The organism is Pseudomonas sp. BJa3 (assembly GCF_026343815.1).
Classification (GTDB): domain Bacteria; phylum Pseudomonadota; class Gammaproteobacteria; order Pseudomonadales; family Pseudomonadaceae; genus Aquipseudomonas; species Aquipseudomonas soli.
Genome location: NZ_JAOXMC010000019.1, coordinates 1 through 25,816, shown reverse-complemented (window position 1 = coordinate 25,816; position 25,816 = coordinate 1). Strand labels below are relative to the sequence as shown.

The 25,816-nt window shown below is 55.8% G+C and carries 20 protein-coding genes; 8 read left to right on the top strand and 12 right to left on the bottom strand.

Going from position 1 to position 25,816, the window contains the following annotated elements; translation table 11 throughout:
- Positions 1-208 precede the first annotated feature (208 nt).
- From OH705_RS21505 to OH705_RS21495, 3 genes are read right to left on the bottom strand one after another with little or no spacing between them, the layout of a single operon-like run.
- On the bottom strand, positions 209-2,569 hold the full coding sequence (locus OH705_RS21505; RefSeq protein ID WP_267302928.1) for an RNaseH domain-containing protein: 2,361 nt from the start codon (positions 2,567-2,569) through the stop codon (positions 209-211).
- Positions 2,547-5,687 carry a hypothetical protein gene (locus tag OH705_RS21500; protein ID WP_267302927.1) on the bottom strand — a complete coding sequence of 1,047 codons (3,141 nt, stop codon included), beginning with the start codon at positions 5,685-5,687 and terminating at the stop codon, positions 2,547-2,549. Before OH705_RS21500 ends, OH705_RS21505 begins: the two co-directional genes overlap by 23 nt.
- The gene (locus OH705_RS21495; protein ID WP_267302926.1) at positions 5,675-6,709 is read right to left on the bottom strand and encodes a hypothetical protein; all 1,035 of its coding nucleotides are present in this window, start codon (positions 6,707-6,709) and stop codon (positions 5,675-5,677) included. The genes OH705_RS21500 and OH705_RS21495 overlap by 13 nt, the downstream gene beginning before the upstream one ends.
- A 219-nt stretch (positions 6,710-6,928) precedes the next feature.
- Between OH705_RS21495 and OH705_RS21490 the strand changes: the two genes are divergently transcribed.
- From OH705_RS21490 to OH705_RS21460, 7 genes are all read left to right on the top strand, one after another.
- Complete coding sequence (locus tag OH705_RS21490) at positions 6,929-7,147, top strand: antitoxin Xre/MbcA/ParS toxin-binding domain-containing protein (protein ID WP_267302925.1); 219 nt, start codon at positions 6,929-6,931, stop codon at positions 7,145-7,147.
- Between the two features lie 1,435 nt (positions 7,148-8,582).
- The gene (locus OH705_RS21485) at positions 8,583-10,853 is read left to right on the top strand and encodes a hypothetical protein (RefSeq protein ID WP_267302924.1); all 2,271 of its coding nucleotides are present in this window, start codon (positions 8,583-8,585) and stop codon (positions 10,851-10,853) included.
- Entirely contained in the window at positions 10,850-13,129 is a 2,280-nt protein-coding gene (locus OH705_RS21480) for a hypothetical protein (protein WP_267302923.1), read from the top strand. Before OH705_RS21485 ends, OH705_RS21480 begins: the two co-directional genes overlap by 4 nt.
- Positions 13,129-13,629, top strand: coding sequence for a hypothetical protein (locus tag OH705_RS21475; RefSeq protein ID WP_267302922.1), 501 nt, complete (start codon positions 13,129-13,131; stop codon positions 13,627-13,629). The genes OH705_RS21480 and OH705_RS21475 overlap by 1 nt, the downstream gene beginning before the upstream one ends.
- Positions 13,630-15,015 (top strand): tyrosine-type recombinase/integrase, encoded by a 1,386-nt coding sequence (locus OH705_RS21470; RefSeq protein ID WP_267302921.1) that lies wholly within the window; start codon positions 13,630-13,632, stop codon positions 15,013-15,015.
- A gap of 1,156 nt (positions 15,016-16,171) precedes the next feature.
- On the top strand, positions 16,172-16,783 hold the full coding sequence (locus OH705_RS21465) for an FMN-dependent NADH-azoreductase (RefSeq protein ID WP_267302920.1): 612 nt from the start codon (positions 16,172-16,174) through the stop codon (positions 16,781-16,783).
- 149 nt (positions 16,784-16,932) lie between these two features.
- A complete protein-coding gene (locus OH705_RS21460) occupies positions 16,933-17,982 on the top strand; it encodes an alpha/beta hydrolase family protein (RefSeq protein ID WP_038706198.1) in 1,050 nt (349 codons plus the stop codon).
- On the opposite strand, the gene OH705_RS21455 is transcribed toward OH705_RS21460, so the two are convergent.
- The 8 genes from OH705_RS21455 to OH705_RS21420 form a co-directional block, all read right to left on the bottom strand.
- Positions 17,941-19,107: an MFS transporter gene (locus OH705_RS21455; RefSeq protein ID WP_267302919.1), complete on the bottom strand. Its 1,167-nt coding sequence runs from the start codon at positions 19,105-19,107 to the stop codon at positions 17,941-17,943. The genes OH705_RS21460 and OH705_RS21455 overlap by 42 nt on opposite strands.
- Before the next feature lie 170 nt (positions 19,108-19,277).
- A complete protein-coding gene (locus tag OH705_RS21450; protein WP_023628643.1) occupies positions 19,278-20,864 on the bottom strand; it encodes an ABC-F family ATPase in 1,587 nt (528 codons plus the stop codon).
- Positions 20,865-20,884: 20 nt separating this feature from the next.
- On the bottom strand, positions 20,885-22,078 hold the full coding sequence (locus tag OH705_RS21445; protein ID WP_267302918.1) for a tyrosine-type recombinase/integrase: 1,194 nt from the start codon (positions 22,076-22,078) through the stop codon (positions 20,885-20,887).
- Positions 22,079-22,290: 212 nt separating this feature from the next.
- Positions 22,291-22,548 (bottom strand): hypothetical protein, encoded by a 258-nt coding sequence (locus tag OH705_RS21440; RefSeq protein ID WP_267302917.1) that lies wholly within the window; start codon positions 22,546-22,548, stop codon positions 22,291-22,293.
- Between the two features lie 132 nt (positions 22,549-22,680).
- On the bottom strand, positions 22,681-22,872 hold the full coding sequence (locus tag OH705_RS21435) for a hypothetical protein (protein ID WP_267302916.1): 192 nt from the start codon (positions 22,870-22,872) through the stop codon (positions 22,681-22,683).
- A gap of 141 nt (positions 22,873-23,013) precedes the next feature.
- A complete protein-coding gene (locus tag OH705_RS21430) occupies positions 23,014-23,310 on the bottom strand; it encodes a hypothetical protein (RefSeq protein WP_267302915.1) in 297 nt (98 codons plus the stop codon).
- Positions 23,307-23,558: a hypothetical protein gene (locus tag OH705_RS21425; RefSeq protein WP_267302914.1), complete on the bottom strand. Its 252-nt coding sequence runs from the start codon at positions 23,556-23,558 to the stop codon at positions 23,307-23,309. The genes OH705_RS21430 and OH705_RS21425 overlap by 4 nt, the downstream gene beginning before the upstream one ends.
- On the bottom strand, positions 23,555-24,064 hold the full coding sequence (locus OH705_RS21420; RefSeq protein ID WP_267302913.1) for a hypothetical protein: 510 nt from the start codon (positions 24,062-24,064) through the stop codon (positions 23,555-23,557). Before OH705_RS21420 ends, OH705_RS21425 begins: the two co-directional genes overlap by 4 nt.
- A 571-nt stretch (positions 24,065-24,635) precedes the next feature.
- Between OH705_RS21420 and OH705_RS21415 the strand changes: the two genes are divergently transcribed.
- Entirely contained in the window at positions 24,636-24,935 is a 300-nt protein-coding gene (locus OH705_RS21415) for a hypothetical protein (protein WP_267302980.1), read from the top strand.
- A gap of 20 nt (positions 24,936-24,955) precedes the next feature.
- On the opposite strand, the gene OH705_RS21410 is transcribed toward OH705_RS21415, so the two are convergent.
- Positions 24,956-25,696: a hypothetical protein gene (locus OH705_RS21410; RefSeq protein ID WP_267302912.1), complete on the bottom strand. Its 741-nt coding sequence runs from the start codon at positions 25,694-25,696 to the stop codon at positions 24,956-24,958.
- Positions 25,697-25,816 lie beyond the last annotated feature (120 nt).

The window sequence follows — 25,816 nt, the reverse complement described above, 5'->3', positions numbered from 1 at the left end:
TCAAGCACCAGGCGGTCGTTCAGTCGGGGTAGCCCTGGCCATAGGTTTCTAGAAAGAGGTGTGAGATCACGCCCTTGGTCTCGTCTGAGAGTTCAAACACGCTTTGCTATCACAGAATTCCCTTCCGTTGATGACGGGGGATGTACAAAACCTCGGCATTTAAGGAGCAGAGTTTTGTTTTCTAGGGATTTCGTGCAGAGCCTAAGGTTTAGAACTGCCCCTTCCTCAGCTTCTCAGACACAGGGTGATCTGCTGCAATCTGCCGCGCCGCATGCAGCGGGGAGGGGAGCCGTAGGAATCCATCCCACAGAGGTGCGTTCTTGCACCAATACCCAGCCTGCAGTGCCAGCTGGTCTCTGGTTCCGAAATTCCCTTCCTGGATCATTACGAACTCCGTCACGCCGAGCTGCTGCCACGCGTCTTTGAGCTCCGATTGCGTGACGTCGTAGCGCGTATGGTGGCGATGGGAGCGCACCTTGTTGAAGGTTCTAGAGTAGGACGTGAAGTAATACACCAACTCCTGATGCTCGGCCTGGTGTACTCCAATCCGATTGCCTATGAACATTGGTGCCAAGGGCGAGAGAGAGTGCACACCGGTCATTTGAGCTGTTTGATTATCGGAGCGAGTGCGTATCAACCAGGCATGTTGGGGAGCGGGCGGCAAGCCGTGACCTTCGCCATCGTTCATCCCTGGGTACAAGCGCTTCGCGCCGGCATTGATGAAGATAATTAACGGGCTGTCCGCCACCGCAGTGGGTGCCAGCAATGCACGCGCGACTGTCAATTTGGCAGCCGCTTCATCGAGCAACGTAGGCGCTGCATGGATGGCGCAGAGCCCTTCACGGTAACTTTTCCATTCGCCTGGTTGACCTTCCGATCCATGAACATAGACCTGCAGCTCACGGGTATTGACCTGGGTTCGCGTGATGACGGGAAGGTACATGCCAAGCCGCGAGATGTAGTCGACAAATATGGATACGACGGTCGTTCCGGCAGGTATGCCCGCAGTGCGACCCAGCGGCAGCGGCAGGTACCCGGTTCCTCGAGCGGCATCGATGAGACTGTTGATCGCAGGGTAATCCTCGGGTTCCTCTGGCGTTGGAGACTTCGATTTACGTAGGCGACTTTTCAGTCCTGGAGCCATGCCCTTCAGCGAAGAAGCACCTTCACCTTCGGATTGGATGTGGAAGATGAACTGCGTCGCGATGCCATGTTTGGCACAGAGCGCCCGCAGAATATGCTTCGGATCGTTATCGTCCTTCGTGGCTACCTCGGGTGCCGTCTCGATGATCGCAGCGTCTGGTGCCATGGCAACCAGGCGTGGCAGCAATTCTTGAGTAAACCAGCGCTGAATCTCAATCGACTCAGCTCTGGTCGTCAGAAATCGCTGAGCATCTTTGCACTGGACTTGCTGCAGGATGACCTGGGGTTTTGGCTTCACTTTGAACACGGGCGACAGAGAGGGCAGGTTCTCGTAGGCCGTGTTGATGCGCATCATGATGTCCGTATGCGCGGTGACCACCGCGATTCGAATCGGGCGGGCAGCCTCAGCCGGAGGCTCGACTCGCTGAGCGATGAGCCGGCCCACGTACCGTGTCAGCATGGGCTTGGCTGAGGTCAGCATCTTCTGCATGTGAAAGCTTGCCTGGTCGAGAATGACCGTGCCAACGCCACTACCGATAGGTGATCCTACTGGGGCGCGAGTGTGGATAGGGCGGATCGCCCCTGCGAGCGAGATCTCATTGCCACCCAGTGCGGGCAGAACGCCTTCCCCCATGTGCTGGATTAACTCAGCGGCAGGGCTGGAATAGACGGTTTGAAACTGCCCCTCATCCGTTCGCAACGTCCGGATCTGGAACTTTGAAATCCCCCGATCGGTTTTGACCCAGGCCGAATGCGTGGTATGGCGCCACTCGGGCAGGATATGGCTCAGGTGAACCGTGACAGAGGCATATTTGCTGGGCACTTTATGCAGCAACAACAAGCCGGGAGAAATGGAGTGCATGGCCACTGCCCGGCGTTCACCACGGTTGTACAGCAGCGGGCTGTCCCACGCGAGCAATGAGCCGTCACTACAAACAGACAGGTTGAGCGGGACAGAAGAGTCCATGGGTTTGCTCGATAGCTGCTGCGCGAGCATCCAGGGGACGACCTTGTAAGCCACCGTCGCTTGCCGAGGGTCGTGCATGACCTCGGAGGCGTGGATCGAAACCGCACGGTCGGGTACCAGCAGATCGATGAAGTCCTTTTGCCCGGGCTCTGTCTTGCGCAGTATGTACTGGGCCCATATGTTGATTGCCCGGTTGAGCTTGTCTTGGTCGATGAGCTTGAGTGAGGCGATGGCTGGCACTGCTTTGGTCTTGAGCAACTGCGCGTTTACCCAGACTGGCCCACCTGACAGGTAGCAAAGGAACTCCTCCAGCCATTCAGTAGGTAGGTAAGGTTTCCCGAAATGATTGGTCAGTAGCTGCCATCCATTCATGAAATCCCGGGACGCATGGTATAGCTGGGCGGGTGGCAGCTCAGCCGGGTCGAACCGGAACAGGTTAGTCCTCAGGCAAATATTCATCGTCTAGCCCCTCAAGTTCTTGAGTGCCTGGCGCTTTCTGGGGGCCGGAAGCTTCGATGTACAGCATCATGGCTTCCACCAGGCCCGCATGATGGGTTGCAAACTCGCCCCAATGGCCATCCTCCTTGAGCTTTTCAATCGTGCGGCTCAGAAGCGTTGCCCAAGTGTAGCGGCTGTCAAAAAACGCAGCGTCAGCGAGGTAGCAGGTGACCGGCGTTCCACCGCGCCTGGCGCGGCCCACAAGCTGAGTCAGGGTCACCAGCACGTTCATGATGGTGTAGAACCGAATCGCCTTTGGCTGGCTGTAGAAGTAGGGAGGAGCGAGCCGTATTCCATTGAGTATGCGGTTCGCCATGGCGCGTTCCTCCAGCAGGGCAAGTCCGGGGCTGGCAGAGGGCAGAACACTTTCGCCGACGCGATAGCAAAGGTGCGCAAGATTGTTTGCCGCTTGGTCAGAGGAGGGCAAAGGCCTCACACAGACGACCACGCCACCTAGTGCCGACTTCGCCTCCTTGGTCACGATGTTGTGACCCCGCGCCATTGGGTAGATAGAGCTGACCAGCAACTGGACATCAGCATTGGGGCCACTAGCAAACTCGACGAGATCGTCGTATGTCAGCCTGTTGGCCAGCGGTAACCGCTCCTGTCGATCCGCTTTCTTACCGCCCCGTATCCAGGCGACCTTGTACAGGCCTGCAGAGATTTCATGCAGCGTGGAGGCGAGTTGTTCTGCCTCGGCATCACTCCCGGTGACCAGCAACAAACGAGCTCGGGCGCGGGTGTTGTCATCGGCTTCTAAAGCCTCCAGGCGGCTGGTGAGCCAGCCCCACAGTTCACTGGCCAGATCCCTGACATTCAGCAGCCGCGATTCGAGCCCCGCCCCGGATACGTGGACGGAGACTGGGACGTTTTCAAAGCGGATATTTCCCTTAGCATCTGGCACGTCAATAAGGGTCTTGGCGCTCAGGTCGAAACAACTGGCACCAGGAAAGAACGCGGTGGCACTGAAACCGATGAAGGTTCGATTCACGCCGGCATGGATCTTCGATGTGAGGTTGGGCAGATACTGAAGTGTCCGATGGGGATCGCCGGACAAGGCCACCACCTGGAGCGACCATGTATCACGACCGGACAACTTGCGCTTGAAGCCATAAACCACGCGCTGCAGCGGGCCCAGGGGCGTAGGGCTGAAAGGTGCTGACCCTGAAAGATCCTGCTGCACTCTCAGCGCTGCGGCCACCTTGGCGCGCGCCAAGACGGGAACGTCTGAATACAGGGTGCGCAAACTGTCCTCAATAAAATGTAGGCTCGTTCTGATGACCAGCGCCGACTTGAGCTTTTCGAGCTTCGCTTCGTTCAGCTTCTGCCCCAGCTTCTTCTGCCTGGCCAAGTCCGCCAGCTGCTTACCGATGTTGACGACCACCTCGATCGGGCTTGGCTGCGCCTCGTTGTGAGAAAAGGTTTGCAAGAGCTCCTGCAGGGGTTTTAGGTGTTGCGGGATGCTTTGCTCCACATAGCCACAGACGCCATCAAGTAGTGAACGGTCGACGCCCAGGTAGTCGCTGATCATCTGGTCTTCGGCACGTTCCCATACAGTTTCTCGGTCAGGCCACTTGATGTGCTTCAACGCCAACTGCAATAGCCGCGTCGTATGCAGGATCACCGCATTGCAGCCCCTCTGAGCGCGGTAGTGGGTGGTGGCATCGACATCTGGAATGCTGTCTCGCCCAAAGATCTCCATATGCAGCTCAGCAAGGCTGCTGTGCTCAATGTGGTTGCTGAGCGGCAACTCGAACACGCTGGTGTCGATAGCGCTCAGCAAAAGGCCGTCAATTTCGTCGACCATGAACAACGAGGCTGATCGAAGCAACAGCTCAAGCAGACTTCGCGACTCGGAACCACTGCCTTCAACCGCTATGCGAGTTGTTCCAGAAATCAGTGCATGGTGATTCACAACCACGATGTCGGCTGCCAATGCCTGTTCGAGCATGGTGCGTTTGCCGCACTGGTTCAGAAACGGACAGCTGCGAATGCGTTTGAAGGTCTCTCGTCCTCGGCGCTCACCAGGCAATTGCAGATTGAAGCAGGGCTCCTCATCGCTACGACTCACGCTTCCGTCGGTCGCGCAGGCGTCCAGCAGGCAGCGATAGTCGTACGGGTGATCCTCTCGGCCCCGTGCGAGGTAAAATTCGGCTGCACTGGCTATGCGGCGCTGTGAATGCAAAGGTGCGACTTTGAGGTGAGGTGCCACGACACTCACCGACCGTTTCAAGGTTTCAACCATGTTGCGCACGTCAGTCAGATTGGGAACTGCGATGACAACCCGGTGCCCCTGCAAGGCGCTGTCGATACCCATCAATCCCATGACCACGGTTTTGCCTGTGCCCGTGGGGGCGTTTACACGGTAGAAGTTCCCCGCGTCCGCCTTGACGTCCTCGTCGCTGCGCACGATCAAATCCAGCGACGCCTGATGGCTCTTGTGCAGGGGACTCAGCGGATCACTCCCAGCTTGATCCAGCGCGACAGCCAGCTTGCGCAACGAAGCTTTTTCCCAGCTGAAGGTTGCTACAGCAGGAGCGTCGACCAAGGGTAAGGCTGCATTCTCCAGCTTCAAGCGAGGACGCTGCTCTTCAGAGATGACGAAGGTGCGATAACCATCGGGTTGTGTTTCGCGCAGAACGATAGGGCCCTCAGTCGGCCACTTCGTGCACGTCGCGCCGGCGGATTCAGTCTGGAGGGTACGAAGCTTTTCCTCGATGAGCCCCTCAAGGTCAAAACCCTCTTTGAAACAGTAGACGTCGGTTTCCTTGAGGCGCGGCAGGATCACCTGGTCGTCATGACTTTCAATGCCGGCCATCCGAAACGGCGCACCTGGTGTAAACATCACCCGTCCAACCTCTTCGAGAAATCGTCCTGTTTGATTGAGGTCTATGGGGCGGTACTTGATGAGGGTGATGATCTGCTCGCGGACTACCTCAGACGCGCTAGCCCAGCCGCTCCAAAGGTGAGGACGGCCCACCAGGAAGACCTCAGCGTCGGCAAGTATCGGCTCTTTGCTTATATGCTTCACGGCCAAGGCGAGCGCCACGGTTGCCGCATTTTCTGTCAGTGTCGGCATAGTTTTTTCACCCAGCGCAGGCACTGAGACTCAGACATGATCTGCCTGGGATCGAACTGCTCTTTCAGCGAGGGCACATACTGCGCCTGGTAATCGGGAATCACGATCACGGCCTTTGTCGGCGCGCTGCCGGCCAGGTGCTGGCCAAGATTCTTGGTCGAATGCCACACCTTGGCATCCAGCGAGTAGGTGCGCTCTTCAATCGTGAAGCGCAGATCGGCCTGATCTACGTCTGGCCACAGCTCAGCGGTTAGCCCGAGTCGGGTGATGCGGTCACGCAGGCGCAGCTCTAGCAACCCCGGAATCAGCGTGAACGTCCACAATGCCGGGGTCAGCCTGTACTTGTTTTTTGCTGAGCACCCCTGGAGCACCTTTGAGGTTTTAACGCTCACCAACTTCTCGCCCATCCACTGTGCAATCCCTACCGTTTGTTCGCACCAGTAAGCCCCGCAAGACACTGCACGGCGGCTGATTTCCATCGGCCAGCCGCAGCTTGGACACAGGTAGATCTGGCCGGCTCGGATGAAATGCTCTGGTATCGGTTCGTAGAGCGAGTTGAAGCTCACCTGCAGCGGGATCAGAAAGTCGAGGCTCCGGTCAGCGTCTACGACGCCGTGGTCGATCAGGAACATGCGGAACATTCGATATTCATCGTCGCCGTGAGGGCGTGTTCTGCAAAGGTCGCGAACATTCTTGACGGTCTGCTGGACGAGCTCCCAGCCTTGGCGGGGATTGTTCTCCATGGCTATGGCGTGACAAAGCATGGTGGGTTCGTCTGCAAACTGCAGGGCGCCCCGGTACCCTTGCGTAAAGCTGCTGTCCAGCCACTGCTCAAGGGGCAAGCTAAGGCAGGCAAGCAAGCTGGCGATCGTGCGGGGAGGGCATTCAGGCTCCAGCCACCATAGCAGGGCGCTGACCTGGCGCAGAAGATGGTGCCGCTCGGCGTGTTGGCGGGCATTAAGCTGCGCCGCCTTCACGATCAGGCCAAGCAAGCGTTGGGCTTCGCGATCCACCGAGTCCATAGGCCCCCCTTCACTGGAAGCATGTCTCTGCGGAGCATCGTGCTCTGCACGTTTCATTGCCTGATCAAGCAGGCTGGATCAAGATGGCTAAACCTGCAAGGTCACTCGGCAGGCGGGCCCTTTGGCGATACACGAAACGACGCCGGTTGCCTAGGCTTGCCATAGGTTAGAAAATGCTGAGCCGGCGCTGCGATACAGCGAACCCAGAAGGAGTTGCCCATGAGAACGTTGCCCCCTGACCAACAGGTTCGTTATTTGGAAGTGCTCGATGCAGCAAAGCGCCTGTTCGGCGGAGATCTTGATTCAGCCCTGAATTGGATGTCACGTCCCATTGACGCGCTGGGTGGTAAAACACCGGCCAGCATGATCACGACAAAACTGGAAACTCACACCATCATCGATTTCATCTGGCGCCTGGAGCATGGGTTCGTAGCCTGAGTGACCTTGAAAGCCGCCATCGAGTTTGGGTTGCCTTTGCACCGGGAGTCGCCGACCACGTGGGACTCGCTCCAATACCCGAGGCTCAGACAGCCTTGCCTCCGGGGACTCACTTAGAAGCCACACAACACTCCCTCGATCCTCACTGACGAGGAGTTCGAGACCATGATGGGTTAACTTCGACACGGCAAAGGGCTAGATGCTTGAGCGACTGTCACTGAACCGTGCCCAAAAGCAGCTCAGTGTCGTTCAGTCGGAACAGCAATGGTCGACTGATCGTCGTCAACCAATCGACGATGGCAGTCACTGAGCCACAAGCATGTGGCGGCTCAGCAACCGACGCCCACGACCAGCCCTTTAAGAGTAATAGACGCATCTGCTTGATACGGTTTGTCTGGGCCTTTCCTGCTTGGAGGCTGCAGATCTCCGCATTTATCCAGGTAGTGAGGATGCGGCCTCCATCAGTTTCTGAGTCATCACTGACCGTCTGTACGCATGCAACGTAACACCCTGCTCCCCGAGGCCAGCACGAAGTACCCACTGGTGGAATATTCGAGCAATTTTCACCCTGTGCAAAGGCCCAGGCCCGGTGCGACTTGGGAAAAGGAATTCGCCCGGAATAGCGTTCGAAAATTCCACGCTCCGCAAAACTACAGATTGTGTAGGGGAGTGACTCTCTCGACGAGAAGATTTGGGTGCAGCCAGAAATACGGTGTTACCTACTCCGTGTTTTGCTCCAGAAACATCTTGCGCTCGAAGTCCTAATGAAAGCAGTTCGTGCAGTGCCATCTCCATTTTCTTGCCAGAGTAGCGCGCTGCAATTGCGATTTGATTTAACTCGTCAGTAGTTAAGGCCCGTACTACAAGAGTGCCAGCCTGGGATTTGTCACGGTTGGAAGGTTTTGTAGCCATCTTGACTCCAAAAAAGCTTGTGAACTGCCGTTAGGGAGAATTCAGTAAGAAACAATTACTTATCTAAGTGCTGGTGCGCAAAGTTGTCAATCTTTGATTTTCGTTAAGTTGAGCGTCTTTCTTGCCCAACCCCTTTTGCGACGGGGGCAGCCAGGGCACTGCAGCTCGATCGAGTGTGCTAACAGAGCCAGCCTAGAGAATTGTGAAGAAATAATATCTATATATATCAATAGGTTAGGCTAGTGCTGGCTCTGCTCTGAATCCAGCAGCTAACCCTCTCGTTGCGTTATGCCCAAATTGGGCAAAACCCATCACCTGTGGTTGAGCCTACCGTAGCAGGTGCTTAATCAGCGCCATAAAAACATGCATTAGCAGATGCCTAGGCGTGAACGGATAATCAATATTTCTCAAAGTTAGATCGCTGGCCTTTATGGTTCTGGGCAATATATATGCAAGGGAAAAAATAGTTGCCATCCCGGGTAATAGATGTTAGGTGTAATATAAAGAATTAATGTTAGTAGCCATGATAAACACAGCCGCCTATTCATATTTTCCAAGTGTTAATTTTTCAGCAAGCGAGTTGGCGCAGGCTCGCAATTTCTTTCCTGACCCTAAAGTCAGAACCACCTTGGATCAAGGGTTAAGGTTGTTTGATATGTTTATGGTCGTTACTAATTTGAGGCGAGAAAATTTAGATGACGAGCTAATAATGTCTAAATTTTGGGGCTTTCTATTGGTGGAGACCGATGTTGTTTATACGCATGCCTGGTTGCTATTGACTAAGGTCAGGCATGTTGCACACCTGCTGGGCATTAATGTTGATAAATTTCGTGATACTTGTGGTGCGAAAAAAGAGAAGGAATGTCGGATTGCATATTCCAGGGTGCCAAAAAATTACATCAAGATTAAATACTATAAGGGGTGGTGGGTAAAATATCACGATGACAAGCCTATATTTATAAATCTGGTGGCAGTGCACCATCAATATGGTGAGGGCTTGTGTGAGAAGATATATCGGAGATGTAGAGACTACATACAAAAATTCCCGAGAACTACTGGGATCTCAAAAAATAGAAGTATCTCGATGTTAATGAGGATTGTAACTGAGTACTTCTGGAATGTCGAAGAATTGCGCCTCCTTGAAAATCCTTTGGAAATGCACGAATTTTTTTCCACGACTTTTGACATCGAATATGATCGCTGGCTAGATCAAGGATTTAAGTCCAAGGTTTTCTTGAGTGATTGGCGTGCAATGATGCTAGTTGTTGAAGAGGTTTTTATTACGCATGGCTTCTTGCCGAAAAAGTTATTTGACTTCACGTTTCATCAACGTGTGGAGCTGGCAGGGAATAATCCGTTTCAATCTCAAGGAGAAGACAAAGGAATTGTCAGTGCGATTACTGCTATTCCTTTGCATATTGAGAATGAGGACGCTGCGCAAAAGTTATATCATCAAATAAATAATGACGCCGCGAAGCTGAGAGCTGCTTGTGAGGAAGCTAGAGAAGCCACGCTTGCCAACCACAGGCGCCGGATCGAAGCGAGCAAGGTTGACGTAGACTCGCCTGGTTTTTGTGATACTTACAGTAAGGAAGAGCAGTCGTACATTATTCTTTGCAGGAAATGGGCGCAGCGACCCTATTTTACTGACGATGATCGGGAATTCGAAAATTACTTTGGTGCAAGTAAAACTTATGTGAGAAATGCGCTAGGCCTGCTGGATAGCACAACGTTGCTACCCTTTATTTATCTTCTAATTTTTGAGTGCCCTAGCATTACGGGCTCTTGGTTGAATAACCATCGTATCACAGATAAATTCGGACAGAGATTTGGCTTTGATGATGAACTCAACAGTGCTGTGAGTTCTAAGCCCAGGAGAGGGGCGAAACTAGCGCGTCAGGTGGTCAGGTCAACACCGAAGGCACGAGAGTTGTTTCCTGAAATATATGAGCTGACTGCTGAAGCACGGGAGTATTTGAAGCGCGAGAACGATCCGGCTTACCACTACACTTTTCTAAGCACTGCAACAGGTATAACACGGCCTAAAAGGATTCCAAAAATCAGAGGAATGGCTGTTCAAGGAAATGGGCAATCATTGCTGGCCATGCGTATTTTGGATCAATTTGGTGATCAAGGGTCAGTGATGCTTAAACGGATTTCCTTGAAAAGAGTAAGGGTCACCGCAGCCGTAATCGTTTATTTTCAAACAAACAGCGTGCAAGCCATGTCAGAGGCTTTGGGGCATGCAGATTATAACGTCAAGCTCATTGACAAGTATCTGCCAAAAGCGATACGTAAGTTCTATCTCGGGAGATGGATCCGGCTCTTCCAGAATGGGATGATTCTTGAGGCATTCCAAGGGACTCAATACTTGATGGAAGTAATGGACGTGAATTCACTCGATGAGATGAACGAGTTTATTCGCCTTCATAAGTTGAAACCATTGCCCCCTCAACTTACCTTGGAGAACTGGCTTCCTGCAGATCAGCGCAATCCCTCCCAAACACAGGCTGAAGGCGTCCTGCCGGTAGATTACGGTATATCGACTTTTATGATCTGCATTGACCACGTAATAGTTCAACTGCAGAACGCAGGGCGCGAGGTGCCCCAGCAGCTTGAATCATGGCAGCTACATGCGGCGTTCACACGGCATGCTGTGGAGCTTTACAAAACAGGTGAACTGGAAATGATTTCTGATGAGGTTGCCACCATCTTGTCCAGCATCGAACTATCAATTCCTCTCGTAGCAAATATTTGCCAATGGATTGGTTTCGAGTATTTGGAGGAAGCATGAAGGGTTCTAAAGAAGCCAAGGACTATAAGAATGAAGATGCTCTTGAAGAAGCTCAAGCCGATCTGGGCTCAATGCGCTATTACGATCGAAGGCTGTACCTTAAGCAGTTAAGAGATCAAGGAGGGTTTGGCGATCTGGAAATGGACTTCCCCAGTTGGCTGGTTGAAGGTACGTCATTCGAATCCAATGTGTGGGAATGCCGATTCGGAAGTGAAGGCAATTATGTGAGAATGTCTGTGGATTTTAACGTAAGCTTGGAAGATGATAGTTTGCTTACGGACGCTGCCAATGCTCAGTTGCTGAGAGGATTCAAGGCCTTCTTGGTTGTGCAGTTGCATCCCAGGTACAGCAATAACCAAAGGCGGCAAGGTGAAACAGAGGCCGAAATATTTAAATGCGGGCTTAAATTTGTCGATCACATACTTATGAATGGTGAGCGATTTCAGCTATCGAAGCTGGGGCTTAACTTGATGAGGAAGATAGACTTTACGGACTACCTGATAAATCACACGAAATATCCCGCATCTACCTACCTTTACAGTTACCCAACCAAGCTTGCAGTACTTCTCAGGAAAGTGTCTGCCGGTATCATGCATAGTGATATTGAGTTGATCGCTGAAAGTTTCCCCTTCCTAGATGGAATTCCCCCGGAGTGGGAGCGCGAACTAGATTTAGATGATGGTGAATTATTGCGTGCGCGCGCTTATATTTATGATAATGCCTTTTACAAAACTGCACTTGGGATAAAGCAGTACAATTCGGCCACCTTTACACAAATATTGTACAAAAATACGCTAGCTGGTAAAAGCCTGGTGCCGAAGACCTTTCCTGAATTAAATGAAGGTTTTACTTGGAAAACCGAGTTTCCGCCTGTCCCTGTTCGTAACGAGAGCACAGTTCCGGTTTCCAAAAAAATGCTGAGTAGGCATTTTAACGCCGTGCGACTAATGGGTTTGGCGCAACAGTTGGTGCCCGGGTTGAATTTTAATCTGAAGGTGCTAAAAAAAATAACTTATAGCTCGATATATAAAAGGATTCCCAAAAAAGTTGAGGGGAATTTTCGCTCCTTGCCAGGAGAGGTTGTATACAAGTTGATTCGCGACTCGCACGTGTATATTAGGAACAATGCGAGGGCAATATTCTGGAATGTAATTGCTCGCGCCATTGATAACAAGGTGCATGGCAGATATATCAAGGCGAATCACCGATCAGCTTGTAATGACAAAATTCGGCGCGGAATGATGTCGAATGCTGATAAATACGAGTGTTGGCTTACGCCGTTCTCAGAGAGAGATGAGGAATACTATGATTATTTCAGGTCTGATAAAAGTCTGCATGACTCATTTGTAACTCTGATGGGGGCGTATTTAATCATACTCGGCGCGCTAACTGCAAGAAGGCAAGGGGAGTTGCTGGGAATGATGGAGGGCAATTGTTTAAAGCCAAACAAAAATCCTAACCTTCCCGAAAATAAATGCGTACAGTACGAAATTGGCTTCATGGCCGGAAAAACAGGTGATCGTCATGCAAAGGAGTTTCTGACTGTACCCATTCCCAGGTTGGTAGCGAAGCTGTTGTGGACACTTAAGGAAGTGCATCAGGATTGTGTTCGGCTGGATTTGATCCCGAAAAATACTCCACTACTTATTTTTATTCGACCTGATAACTTAAGCTTTAGGCAGATGTGCCCCACAACCTATAATGCATGTTTGAGTACTATTTGTGATTTCACTCAAACACCCACGGTCATCTTGGAAAACGGGCAAGTAGCACGCTTCTATGTCAGGCAGCATCAGTTGAGGCGCTTCTTTGCCATGGCTTTCTTTGCGGCTGCTGGCTTCAAAGACCTCGATGCTCTCCGTGCATTTTTGGGGCACAGTGATATTCAGCATCTTTACACATATATAGTGGAGATTACGCCAGGTGCTATGCTTCAAAGTGTGAAGACGGAAGCTCTTGCGAAAGCCGTGCTAGCGAAGGATTCGAGTATTGAACACCTTAATACTGTCAAGTATGCATTGTGTAAGATGCATGAGCTTCACGATCTGAGCATTAAGACCGTCCCTGAATTGCGCATGATTTTGGAGAAAGCTGCTGCATGTGAGGATGCACCCAGCGCCGAGGAACTGGCCAAGTTATCTGATTCCGAAATTTACTCAAATCTTAAGCATCTTGTAACTTCGAAACTGATTGACCTTGTCCCTACCCGTGCATGCCTGATGACCAGCAATGGTGTGCAGGCCGATATCCATCTGATGGTGAGGGTAAATCATTGATGGATGGCAAACGCAGGGCCAATAAGGCCTCAGTTGTCCAGCTGATTGAGCTGCTGACCCAAGCAGCAAATACACCTTCCGAATTTTCACAAGATGACCCCCTGCGGGAAGCCGTCAAAACTCAAGTGAAACTGGCTGCATATTGCAACGAGGAACGAGGTATTGTCGGATGTAGCCTTAATACTTTCAAGGCATTAGCTTGCACTCTAGGGGAGGGCTTTACAGGGGTTGAGGCCTTAAGGGTTAAGGCCGAAAAAGCCCTCAGTCGACGTCCTAGGGCACGTGTCACTAACTCTCGCAGGGATTTGCAGGAGAAGAAGGCCAACCTTCAAAAAATTATAGCGTCTCAAGATCGAGATTTGCAGCAATTAAGTCTTGTGGTCAGCGAAATGAAAAGTCTCTGCAATCACTTGGTTGATCTGGACTTGATTGATAGGAAAGCCTATTACGAACTTGAAATAAGCAGAATCAATCAGATGCTGCAGAAAAGGAGGAAATAAATGACTGACTCACAGTTGCATCGCCCACTTCCTCCCGGAGCTAAGCTGAACGCCGGATTGACTTATGACGCCGATATAGGGGAGGACGCTGAGGGTATTCCATGTTTTTATTGGACTAACGGACAATATTGCTTTGAGGTAAACTCGTACATTCTACATATGTGGGTCAATGAGAAAAAGTCCCTGGCCAATAAAGGTGGCTCGCTCAGGCAAGATTGCATGCTGCTCAGCCATTTGATTAGGTTTGTAGAGAAAAACCGACTTGGTTTCCTGCGGCTGACTGATACTTATTTTACGATGTTTATAAAGGGATTAAGCGCAGATGTCGATGAGGACGGTGAATTAGCTCGTCAACCCAATATGGTACGATCTATTGGCTCGCGCTGCTTAGATTTCTTATCTTACTGCGGTGAATTTTTTGACTTGCCGGATTTTGTGGCACTTGGCGGAGTCATTCGTGGAGTTAAAGTAGATGCCGCCATGCGAAGTAAGCACAAATCGACCTGTCGTCGAATCGCTTGGTATCATCACTCTTTTCCTGTTTCTTCAGAAGACGGGCGCAGAGAGCCTGTTACTGACAGTTCAATAAAAGCTCTGAGGATCGCTGCCAGGAAACAGCCATTACAGAAAGGCGCGAGATCCAAGATTATTATTTCGGTGCTGATAAATACTGGGTGTAGGCGTATAGAGGCCGCGCGCATCACTGTGCCGGATATTATGGAAGCATACCGATCAGGTTTGAGTCATCCATTACTGCGTGTGCCGTCCGCTAAAGGGCATAATGAGTATCGATTTGTGCCTGTGCCGCACGTAGTTCTTAAGTCCTGGGTCGACTACATAACAGGCTTTCGGATACCTATGATTGACGATTGGTGTGCTAGACATAAGAAAAAATTCGATGACCATGGCTTTCTTTTTATTTGTGTAAAAAGTTGTCAACCGCTCGCCATAAATACACTGACGAATGAAATTGGCGACCTTAAAAAACTTGCTGGTCTTGAGGTGCGTTCTCACCCTCATATGTTTCGTCATCGTTTCATCACGGACAAATTTAAAGAACTCATTATTCAGTACGATCTTCAAAATACTGATGTGATGCGCCGGGCCCTTGCCAACTCTGAAGTGATCAAACGGGTGCTTCAGCAATGGTCAGGGCACAAGCTTACGGAAAGCCTGGATCGCTATATTCATCTTGCGTTCAACGAATTGGCCCGCATGGAGAAGGTGGTAGAAGGGGTGTTCGTTGAGTCGTCTGTGAAAGCCCTGGATGCATTGCTCGAAGAGTATTACGAGGACTGGCAAGCGGGGCTGATCTCTGCGCAAGAACAAGCGGAGCGGACGAACAAGGCCGTGAAGGACTTCCTTCGCACCCGGGGTAAGCCTTGACCAAGGTGGTGGGCTGCTCACCTGCGAAAGATCTCCAGCGAAGAGCCGACACACGCCTTGGAGGCGAATGCTGCGCCAATGGCTGTCAGGGCCCACCAGGAGCTAAGTCTGTACTCAGGGCGCGCTCCTGGCCCCTTTGTACCGCGCTCAGCCGTCATGGCATTATCGAGCCAGACGAGAAGCCTGACGAAGGAAAGAACGATGAACCTCAAGGGAAGAGATGGAGTAGAAGTCACGATCCCAGATGGATGCCATGGACTGGAAGGTCGCGACGGGAGAATGGTGGCTATCCCCAAAGGTGGCCATGGTCTCCAAGGGCGCGATGGACGCATGGTTGGGATCAGGCCGGGCGGTCATGGCCTTGAGGGTCGAGATGGAAGGATGCTTGCGATTCCCAAGGGTGGTCACGGCCTTCAAGGGAGAGATGGACGCATGGTCGGCATACCTCCAGGTGGACATAGCCTTCAGTGGAGGGATGGGCGTATGGTCGCCATCCCGAAAGGTAAGCACTGCGTGGAAAATGAGAAGGGCAGGATGCAGGCGAAGGGCTAGCCGCTCCGGAGACCCAGCCTCCATTCCCTCAGCTATGACCACAATCAGCAAGCGAAGCTGGTTCGCATGGTGAGCATCAACGCACGGGGTCGGGCCCAGCGATCAATGGTTCAGATGCAGCTCCGGCAGGCTTATCCTCTAAAGCTCGAAATACGGCGCCGCAGATCTTTGGTTTACAAAGCCCGGGGTCAGAAGCCTCGTGCCGGTAGGTTGGCTGGTCTGAATGCGGTGGAGAGTATTGATGGATAAGTGGCAGGGAGGGGATTGGGGTAGAGCGATTTTCAGAGAGGTTCAGGAACAGTGAGTTAGGTCGATTATCTCGGTTATTGCGTTATCTACCCCCTGAGTAGGCTGCGAGATTGATGTCAGTTACGCGCTCAAAGCACTGGAGCTCGATGTTGAAGAGGGTAGGGTTTTGATCAAAATCGGGGGGTTAAGTGGTTCGTCTAGGAAAACGTTGAGGTCTTGCATTTGATAGTCTCATTGTTCCATCAGTGGAACAAACTAACGCGTTTTTGCCGACTTATCAGCTATTCGATGTGCCGATAGGATTCTCTACATCGTGATCGCCCACCGCCGCGGTCTTCATTCACAGGAGAGTCCCATGAAACTGTTGCATATCGATTCGAGCATCCTGGGCGACAATTCCGCCTCCCGCCAGCTGAGCCGCGAAGTGGTCGAGGCCTGGAAGGCCGCCGACCCGAGCATCGAGGTGGTCTACCGTGACTTGGCCAACGATGCCATCAGCCACTTCTCCGCCGCCACCCTCGTGGCCGCCGGCACCCCCGAGGAAATGCGCGATGCCGCACAGGCTCATGAAGCCAAGCTCAGTGCGCAAACACTGGCAGAGTTCCTCGCCGCCGACGCGGTGGTGATCGGTGCGCCGATGTACAACTTCACCGTGCCGACCCAGCTCAAGGCCTGGATCGACCGCGTGGCGGTGGCCGGCCAGACCTTCCGCTACACCGAAGCCGGCCCGCAAGGCCTGTGCGGTGACAAGAAAGTGATCCTGGTGTCCACCGCCGGTGGCCTGCACCAGGGCCAGCCGACCGGTGTCGGCCATGAGGACTTCCTCAAGGTGTTCCTCGGCTTCATCGGCATCACCGACCTGGAAATCGTCCGCGCCCACGGCCTGGCCTATGGCCCTGAGCACCGCGCCAAGGCCATCGATGCCGCCCAGGCGCAGATCGCAGGTGAGCTGTTCGCCGCTGCCTGATTGTTGCCACCGATTCAAAGCCGGCTGTCGCCTCGTGCGCCAGCCGGCTTTTTTTCATCCAGTTTTCATGTGCCGCCAGCGCACCGGGTTCTATGCTGGCATCCATACCCGTGTACCGCGCAGTGCCTTGAACCTGGGAGCGCCCTGCGATGAAGCGAAGCAGCCTGCTGATGGCGCTATTCCTGCTGGGCGGCCTATTGGCCCGCGCCGATGCAGCGCCGTGGGTGGCCGGATTGCACCGGCTGACCCTGGTCGACCCGGTGGACGCAAAGCCCATGCAGGCCCTGGCGTTCTACCCCTCCAGCGGCGAGGCGCGCCCGGTACGCATCGAGGGCTACCAGACCCGTGTCGCCGAAGAGGCACCGGTAGCCATGGGCCAGTTCCCGCTGCTGGTGATCTCCCATGGAAACACCGGCAGCCCGATGGCCCTGCATGACCTGGCCAACGGCCTGGCCCGACAGGGCTTCGTGGTGGTGGCGGTGGTCCATCCCGGCGACAACAACCGCGACCATAGCCGCCTGGGCACCCTCAGCAACCTCTATGGCCGGCCGCTGCAGATCAGCGCCGCGATCACAGCGGCGCGAAACGACAGACTGCTCGCGCCGTACCTGAATGATGGCAAGGTCGGGGTGATTGGCTATTCCGCCGGTGGCGAGACCGCGCTGATCCTTTCTGGCGCGCGGCCCGACCTTGAACGCCTGCGCCGCTACTGCGAGCAACGCCCAGGTGACGCCGACGCCTGCAAGACCCATGGCGTGCTGATCGCCGACCACAGTGAACTGGCGCCCCGCGCCGACGCCAGGGTGGGCGCGGTGATGCTGATGGCGCCGCTGAGCCTGATGTTCGGTCGCCACGCCCTGGCCGGCGTGCAGGTGCCGGCGCTGATCTACAGCGGCGACAACGACCAATTACTGGCCCTGGAGCACAACGCCGATGCCCTGGCGCGCAAGCTGCCGGTAACACCTGACTACCGCCTGCTGGCCGGTGCCGGGCACTTCGTGTTCATGGCCCCCTGCGACGACGAGCAACACCTGCGCATGCCGGTACTGTGCAAGGACGCCGAGGGTGTCGACCGTCGACATATCCATCGCTCGCTGCGCAGCGAGACTACCGCCTTCTTCAGCCAGGCACTGGGCGCACCGGAGCCCGCCGAACGTTCAGCCGCGGCGGGCCAGCAACAGGGTCAGGCCCACCCCTGACAGGGCGAGCAGGGCGGCGACGGCGAAGATCGAGGCATACCCCAGGTGTACTGCCACCGCGCCCATCACCGGGCCGGCGACAGCCAGCGCCAGGTCGAAGAACACCGCGTAGGCGCCCAGCCCGGCGCCACGGCTGCTGCTGGGTACCTGGCGGATTGCCTCGACTCCCAGGGCCGGGTACACCAGCGACAGGCCGAAGCCAGTCAGCCCGGCGCCGAGCATCGCCCACAGCGGCGAGGGCGCCAGCCACAGCATGGTCAAGCCCAGGACCTCGGTGGCCATGCAGGCGATGGCCACGTTGTAGCCGCCGAAGCGGTTGACCGCGTTGACGAACAGCAGCCGCGACAGGATGAAGCACAGGCCGAAGGCGCTCAGGCACCAGGCTGCGCCGACCCAGCCGCGCTCCAGATAGTACAGGGTGACGAAGGTGGTCAGGGTGCCGTAGCCGATCGATGCCAGGGTCAGCCCCAGGCCGCAAGGCGCCACCCGCCCGAACGCCGACCAGAACGGCAACCGTTCACCGCCGGCTACCACGACCTCGGGGCGCGTGCGCAGCACCAGCAGGGCCGATAGCGCCAGCAGCAACAGCGCCGGGCCGAGCACGGCGAAGCTCAGGCTGCCCACCAGCAGCACGCCGGCCGGCGCGCCTGTCGCGATGGCGCCATAGGAGGCGATGCCGTTCCAGGAAATGACCCGGGCGGTATGTTCCGGCCCCACCTGGCCGATCCCCCAGCTCAAGGTCGCGACGCCGATCAGCCCCTGGGCGATCCCCAGCAGCAGTCGGCCGCCCAACAGCAGCGCCAGGCTCAGCCAGGGCAGGGCGAGGGTCCAGGCTGAAAGCAGGGTCAGCACGCCGCAACCGGCGATGCCGTACAGGCCATAGCGGATGGCGCGCTTGCCGCCCAGGGTGTCCGCCACCCGCCCTGCAAAAGGCCGGCTGAGCAGGGTGGCCAGGTACTGCAGGCCGATGGTCAGGCCGGCGATCACCGCGCCGAAGCCCAGTTGATCGTGCACATGGCCAGGCAGCACCGCGATCGGCAGGCCGATGCAGAGGAAAGCGATGAAGGTGTAGAAGACGATCGAGAGGATCTGCAGGGTGACACTGGAAGCGTGAGGGGCTGTCATGGGCTCGTTCGCGGGCGGGCGGTGGGCAGTGCCCATCATGGCTGCGGCGCGAGGGAAAAGGAAGCAGGCTAACTAATTAAACGCAGCGCGGGGCAAGCCCGCTCCTGCGAATGCCGCGAAGGCATTGCAGAAGCGGGCTTGCCCCGCGATGAAGATGACTCAGCGTTGGATCAGACCACCACACCCTGGCTGCGCAGGTAGTCGTCATAGGTGCCGCTGAAGTCCACCACGCCTTCGGGCGTCAGCTCGATGATGCGGGTGGCCAGCGACGACACGAACTCACGGTCGTGGCTGACGAACAGCAGGGTGCCCGGGTAGTTTTCCAGTGCCAGGTTCAGCGCCTCGATCGATTCCATGTCCAGGTGGTTGGTCGGTTCGTCCATCACCAGTACATTGGGCTTTTGCAGGATCAGCTTGCCGAACAGCATGCGGCCCTGTTCACCACCGGAGATCACCTTCACCGACTTGAGGATCTCGTCGTTGGAGAACAGCATGCGCCCCAGGGTGCCGCGGATCACTTGCTCGCCGCTGGTCCACTGGCCCATCCAGTCGAACAGCGTCACGTCGTCCTCGAAATCGTGGGCGTGGTCCTGGGCGTAGTAGCCCACTTCGGCGCTGTCGGTCCACTTCACCGCGCCAGCGTCCGGCTTCATCTCGCCGACCAGGGTGCGCAGCAGGGTGGTCTTGCCGATACCGTTTGGGCCGATGATCGCCACGCGCTCGCCGGCTTCGATGGTGAAGCTGAAGTCCTTGAACAGCACCTTGTCGTCGAAGGCCTTGGCCATTTTCTCGACGATCACCGCCTGGCGGTGCAGCTTTTTCGTCTGCTCGAAGCGGATGAACGGGCTGACACGGCTCGATGGCTTGACCTCGGCCAGCTGGATCTTGTCGATCTGCTTGGCGCGCGAGGTGGCCTGCTTGGCCTTGGAGGCGTTGGCCGAGAAGCGGCTGACGAAGGTCTGCAGCTCGGCGATCTGGGCTTTCTTCTTGGCGTTGTCCGACAGCAGTTGCTCGCGCGACTGGGTGGCCGCGGTCATGTATTCGTCGTAGTTGCCCGGGAACAGGCGCAGTTCACCGTAGTCCAGGTCGGCCATGTGGGTGCAGACGCTGTTGAGGAAGTGACGGTCGTGGGAAATGATGATCATGGTGCTGTTACGCGCCGTGAGGATCGTTTCCAGCCAGCGAATGGTGTTGATGTCCAGGTGGTTGGTCGGCTCGTCGAGCAGCAGCACGTCCGGGTCGGAGAACAGCGCCTGGGCCAGCAGCACGCGCAGTTTCCAGCCTGGCGCCACTTCGCTCATCGGGCCGAAGTGCTGTTCCAGGGGAATGCCCAGGCCCAGCAGCAGTTCGCCGGCGCGGGATTCGGCGGTGTAGCCGTCCATCTCGGCGAACTCGGTTTCCAGCTCGGCGACGGCCATGCCGTCTTCCTCGGTCATTTCCGGCAGCGAGTAGATGCGATCGCGCTCGGCCTTGACCTTCCACAGCTGCTCGTGGCCCATGATCACGGTGTCGATCACGGTGAATTCTTCATAGGCGAACTGGTCCTGGCGCAGCTTGCCCAGGCGGGTGTTGGGCTCGAGCATCACCTGGCCGCCGGACGGCTCAAGGTCGCCGCCGAGGATCTTCATGAAGGTCGACTTGCCGCAACCGTTGGCGCCGATCAGGCCGTAGCGGTTGCCGTTGTTGAATTTGACCGAGACGTTTTCGAACAGGGGCTTGGAGCCGAACTGCATGGTGATATTAGCGGTGGAGATCAAGTGCCTTACCTATCAATAACTTACGTGGAGTCTTCGCAGCTACGGACCAATTTCGGACCAATTTGGAGCTTTTCGAGCTCCTGCCAGTCGCTGGACGAGTTGATCCAGCGTGCATACGTCGATAAGAGCATCTGCACGCTGTGCCCGAGCTGTTGGGCGATAAATGCGGGGTTGAGACCAGACATTAAGCATATTGTCGCATAGGTGTGACGGCAGTTGTATGGCGGCCGGTATCGAATCCCGAGCCGTCGGAGGATCGGTCGCCACTGGTGGTGCAGATCAGAAGTCTGCTTGACGTACTCCCCATTCTTGCCGGGCGGAAACACATACGGTGATTCCGTGAACCGGCCCTTTCCCTTCCTGCGCCGCTCCGCGTACTGCTTTGCGTACCAGAGCGCGTGCAAGGCCCTCTCGTTGAGCAGGACGAACCGATCCTTGTTGGTCTTCGTTCGTTCCTCAACCACTCCCAGTGCGATGGTTCGTCGGACATGCACCGTCTTCTTGGTCATATCGACCACATCCCAACGCAGTGCCAAACCCTCTGACAGTCGCAGGCCCGAGAAGAACATGAATTCGAAGAACGCTGCATAAATCAGGCTGGGCCAGTGCTCATGCCGGTACAGCTCCTGAATGATCTTGTCAGCCTCCTCAAGTGTGAAAGGGTCCACCTCCTTCTTTGCGCGAGCTGGCAGTTGCAAGGCCTCAGCCGGGTTTCTGTCGATCAGCCCATCCATGACCGCAGAGGAGAGAATCGTAGAAAGCTTCACAAGGGCATTTCGCTTGACAGATGGTGACGTCCAGCTGATCGAGGCCACGATGCGCCGCAGGAGTGTGGTGGTGATCAGATCGATGCGGACCAACGCAAGATGCGGTACCCAATAGAGGTTGAGCGTGCTTTTGTAGTTCAGGCGAGTGCCCGCCGTGATCTCGCGGCTGTCGAGCCAGAGCTGGGCGTACTCTCCGAAAGCTGGGGTTCCGCCCACCACCGCCTCGGAGCTTGGGAAAAGCTCCGCATACTTGTCGTGGTCGAGCAGGTTCAGCTTGATCAGGCTCGTTACCTTATCGCGAAGCTGGGATGCAGCCTTGATGCCTTTTTGTGTCGGGGGGTAGGGAAGGGTTTCACTTCTGCGAGAACCTTCCCAGGTGAACCTGAGCCGGAGTGACCCGTAGTGGACGTCAATGCCTGGGGGTAAATCCATTGGCTTTCCAGCCATTCGTCGTACCTCTTTTTACTGTAAATGATCCGGCCGCCGTGTTTCATCCAGACGCCTTCAGGGATTGCTCCGCGCAGGCGTCGGCCTTCCAGAGCGCGCTTGGTGCAGCCGAGCAGTTCGGCCATTCGTTTCTCGGTGACCTTGTCGACGTCACCGGTGCTTTCGGTTTCCATGGGATGGTCTCCACGCCGCCGGTGGCGGCAGGTTGGTGGTCAGGGCTTGGCGATCGGCGTCCAGCCACCTGGCCGGTGCGTTTCGTGGTAAGTGTCAGCGCCTCGGTGCCGGCCGTGGCTTATGCGGCAGACCTTGCACATGCGCGAGTCGCCGAAGTCGCCGTACTTGACCGACGAGAACGATGACCACCGATGGCCGAAGGGTTTGCAGATCAGCCAGCGCCCGGCCAGAACAATTGCATTCCAGGTGCGCGGGCTGTCGCGGTGAAGAGCCAAGTGAATGTGGTTCAGGCGCATGCCCATCCGCCATCGCAGTGGCCGGTGTTTGTCGCCTTTGCGAAGCGGCTCGGTGATGAGCTTTCCAATTTGTTTGAGCACAGGTCATCCTTGCCCGCGCATGTCGGCGGGCTTGAGTAGTTGGAGGAGGGGTTACTCGCTGTACTGCTTGCGGATGCGGCGGGCGATGGCGCGTAGGTCGCCGTCCATCTCGAACATCTCGTTGTTGTCGCGGCGCGAGACAACCCCGGACCTGGTGACGTTGCGGCTGCCAAGGATCCAGGCGGCCAGCAGGATCAGCGCTGACTCGAGCTGGCGCCGTAGCCAGCCGGTATGCGGGATCATCGCGGCCACCGATACAGGTGGAAGGCGACGAAGGCGAGGGCGATCATTTGCGCTCCTCCTTCGGCGGATGAACCGGGCACGGCCAGTGCAGTGAGCCGTCGCCGGAAGGGCAGGTGCAGGTCTTCACTTCGATCAGGTCGGTCATGGCGCTACCTCAATGCCCAGGCCAAGAGCCGTGATGTTCTTCTTGATGTCATCTAGGTAGCGGATGTAGTTGAACTCACCTCCTTCAACGTCCACGGGGTATTCCACGTATGGCGTGCGCATGGGGAACTGGACGACCGCTTCGGCCCGCGACTCCTCCCAGACCACCTTCATCAGGTCCTTGTGGTCGATCATCTTCCGCGCCGCGCTGACCTGCCCGGTTGCTTGAAGCACCCTCAAGGTGTTGCGGTGCCAGGCCTCAAACTGCTGCTGCACCGTCTTCGCTTCGTTCACAGCTGATACCTCTCATCAATCCAGCGCCCAGGCGCCAGTGCGGGTGTAGGTTCGGGTTGTGTTTCTTGCGGTGAGAGCTGGCGCTCGTTGCCGGCCTGTAGCTGGCTGTCGGGGATGCAGCTGATGCCGACCCCATTCAGCAGGTAGCAGGTGACGCCCCGCTGGCTGTCGTGCTGCACGTCGATGACGTTCTCGATTGTGCTGGCACCGGTGGCCAGCAGCAGGAGGCAGAGGGCGAGCCGGGTCATCGACTAAGCTCCTCGTCCGGGTCGAAGCCGAAGCGCCTGCATAGCGCGTGGGCGACGCCAGACCCGCAGCAGAAGACATCCTTCATCAGCACCCAGCGTTGGGTCTTGCGTCGACTGGTGCCGTTCGCCATCCGCACCGCCTTTCGGAGCAGATCGTCCTCGGTGAACTCGCAGCCGGAGAGCGTGATGGTCCGGCTCTGGCCCTTGAGCCGTTCAATTTCCGCCTGCAGCTCGGCAACTTGGCCGTGCTCGCATTCGTCGCTCTGGTCGTTGATCAACTTCAGGCCGACGGTCTCGCTGTCGCGCCAGTCGCCCAGGTCGTGATCGAACCGGTCGCAGCAGAAGCCTTCTTCACCATCACGAACCGGGATCGTGTAGCTGTCTAACGGGCCGCCATAGGTCGGCACCATGCTGCCATCAGGGTGCTCAATCCACATGAAGAATTGGCGCCCGGTGATGGGGCATTCGTCCGGGCACCAGCGTGCCGCCTGATTTCCTTCGGGCATGTCGATTCCTTTTACCGCTCGCTCGCGGCAGTGAATAGAGGGGAGAGGGTTTGCAGCTGAAAGAGTACGGATGTACTCCTCAGGAAAAGATGTCAAACAATGGATCGAACCGGCGTTATTGATGTCACACTGATGTCCCCCTCGAGAGGACTCTGCTGCAACATTGCGAGACCCGAGATGCCCAAGTCAGATGAGCGATACATCGCCTACCAACTACTGCGTGAGCTCGACGCAATCACCTCCTCTATCATGGCCCAGGTAGCCTACGGTCGGTTCGGAGACCCCGCCTGGCTGGCCGCTCAGGTGGCACATCGTGAAGCCTTCGAAAAATGGATGCTTCATGCTGCGACCCTCAGCCCCCCCTCGAGCGGTTTGGTTTCATCCGACGGGACGTTTGCCGGGGAGGTCCTCGCTACTCCTCTGAATCCGCTTGGCTTTGACACAGATCAACCACCCTAAATTTTGCAAAGCCGGCTATCGGTATGTTGTTATTTTGGCGCCAATTAAAATTGCGTCTCTCGAATTGATGGGATAAGTAATTACGAGATTAACGACATGGACGATTGAGATGATCAGGCAAAGAGGCGATTGTTTTTGGGCATGGGGAAACGCAAGCGTACACAACAGGAGCCATTGCGAGACGCTTGCAGATGGCTCCCAAATTGATGTGCAGGTCCGGCTTTCGCCTGTCGGTGCCACGCAACTGTTCATTGGGGTTTATGCGCCTGATGGAGAATTGGTACACGAAGAGTTATTCGACAGCCGTCCTGGCGAGACCATGACCCGCGCCATGGCTTTGGGTGTCGGAAGAGCTAGGGCTTTCGCCGCTTCCCGCTCCAGGACCGCTGGCCGGTTCGCAGCTTCGAAGTGAAGTAATATTGCAATCTGTGGTCAGGCAAGATTAGCCAGCTTGTACTGCTCGGCCACTTCGTCGCATCGGCAGTCCACGACATTGGTCTCGCCGATCGACTCGCAATGGCAGATTGCTTCGGTCAGTTTCTCGAACAAGAATTCGTCCATATAACCGGCCACCTCTTCCCGAGATAAGGCGACGGTGTGGCGTTCGCCATCTGCATGCGCGTACTCGAAGGTCATTCGCTGCAGCTCAACTGGCGCGTTCGGCGCTGCGCTGCCCTTGAGCACATCGAGAATGTCGCGGACATAGCCCGTGGCCACGCTCTGCTGGGTGCCAGCGCATTCAACCATCCGTTGCACGAAATCGGTGGCCGTTCTCAGTCGCTCAGCCACGACGGGGTCGACCATCGCGCCCAGTCCAATAATCGGCAGCCCAGTCGCCGCTGAATCCCGCTCTGCCTCTTCCTTTGTCCACCAGATGGCAGTACCAACCATCCACGCTATCGGCTCGGCGTGGGGCTGCGGGGCCGGCTGGGCCATGGCCTGAATAATGTTCAGCAGATCATCCCGCTCAATTTCGTCGCAGTCGCCCAGGCATAGGTGGTCACCAACGTGGCGCGTACATTGCGCATCGTCCTCGGTCAACTCTTGGGAGCTACCAACCCAACCGCAACGGCGGCATTGGGCGGGGTAATAACGTCCAACCAGCGGCTCCAGGCCAATGTATGGCGGCACTCTGACCGTCTCGGTGTTGCTGGATCGGTTTTCTATTGGCATGGGGATACCTCGCCGCCATATCGCGGCAGTGAATAGAGGGGATAGGGGTTACAGCGGCAGTGTTTCGGGGTACTTTTCCGTTTTTCAGGAGAGCCCAGCGTGATAGTTCATGGAGTCGAA

What these genes read in the sequence shown, in the direction of transcription:
- OH705_RS21505 (WP_267302928.1), bottom strand. Translation starts at nt 2,569, where the DNA reads ATGAATATTTGCCTGAGGACTAACCTGTTCCGGTTCGACCCGGCTGAG.
- OH705_RS21500 (WP_267302927.1), bottom strand. Translation starts at nt 5,687, where the DNA reads ATGCCGACACTGACAGAAAATGCGGCAACCGTGGCGCTCGCCTTGGCC.
- OH705_RS21495 (WP_267302926.1), bottom strand. Translation starts at nt 6,709, where the DNA reads ATGGACTCGGTGGATCGCGAAGCCCAACGCTTGCTTGGCCTGATCGTG.
- OH705_RS21490 (WP_267302925.1), top strand. Translation starts at nt 6,929, where the DNA reads ATGAGAACGTTGCCCCCTGACCAACAGGTTCGTTATTTGGAAGTGCTC.
- OH705_RS21485 (WP_267302924.1), top strand. Translation starts at nt 8,583, where the DNA reads ATGATAAACACAGCCGCCTATTCATATTTTCCAAGTGTTAATTTTTCA.
- OH705_RS21480 (WP_267302923.1), top strand. Translation starts at nt 10,850, where the DNA reads ATGAAGGGTTCTAAAGAAGCCAAGGACTATAAGAATGAAGATGCTCTT.
- OH705_RS21475 (WP_267302922.1), top strand. Translation starts at nt 13,129, where the DNA reads ATGGATGGCAAACGCAGGGCCAATAAGGCCTCAGTTGTCCAGCTGATT.
- OH705_RS21470 (WP_267302921.1), top strand. Translation starts at nt 13,630, where the DNA reads ATGACTGACTCACAGTTGCATCGCCCACTTCCTCCCGGAGCTAAGCTG.
- OH705_RS21465 (WP_267302920.1), top strand. Translation starts at nt 16,172, where the DNA reads ATGAAACTGTTGCATATCGATTCGAGCATCCTGGGCGACAATTCCGCC.
- OH705_RS21460 (WP_038706198.1), top strand. Translation starts at nt 16,933, where the DNA reads ATGAAGCGAAGCAGCCTGCTGATGGCGCTATTCCTGCTGGGCGGCCTA.
- OH705_RS21455 (WP_267302919.1), bottom strand. Translation starts at nt 19,107, where the DNA reads ATGACAGCCCCTCACGCTTCCAGTGTCACCCTGCAGATCCTCTCGATC.
- OH705_RS21445 (WP_267302918.1), bottom strand. Translation starts at nt 22,078, where the DNA reads ATGGCTGGAAAGCCAATGGATTTACCCCCAGGCATTGACGTCCACTAC.
- OH705_RS21440 (WP_267302917.1), bottom strand. Translation starts at nt 22,548, where the DNA reads ATGCGCCTGAACCACATTCACTTGGCTCTTCACCGCGACAGCCCGCGC.
- OH705_RS21435 (WP_267302916.1), bottom strand. Translation starts at nt 22,872, where the DNA reads ATGATCCCGCATACCGGCTGGCTACGGCGCCAGCTCGAGTCAGCGCTG.
- OH705_RS21425 (WP_267302914.1), bottom strand. Translation starts at nt 23,558, where the DNA reads ATGACCCGGCTCGCCCTCTGCCTCCTGCTGCTGGCCACCGGTGCCAGC.
- OH705_RS21420 (WP_267302913.1), bottom strand. Translation starts at nt 24,064, where the DNA reads ATGCCCGAAGGAAATCAGGCGGCACGCTGGTGCCCGGACGAATGCCCC.
- OH705_RS21410 (WP_267302912.1), bottom strand. Translation starts at nt 25,696, where the DNA reads ATGCCAATAGAAAACCGATCCAGCAACACCGAGACGGTCAGAGTGCCG.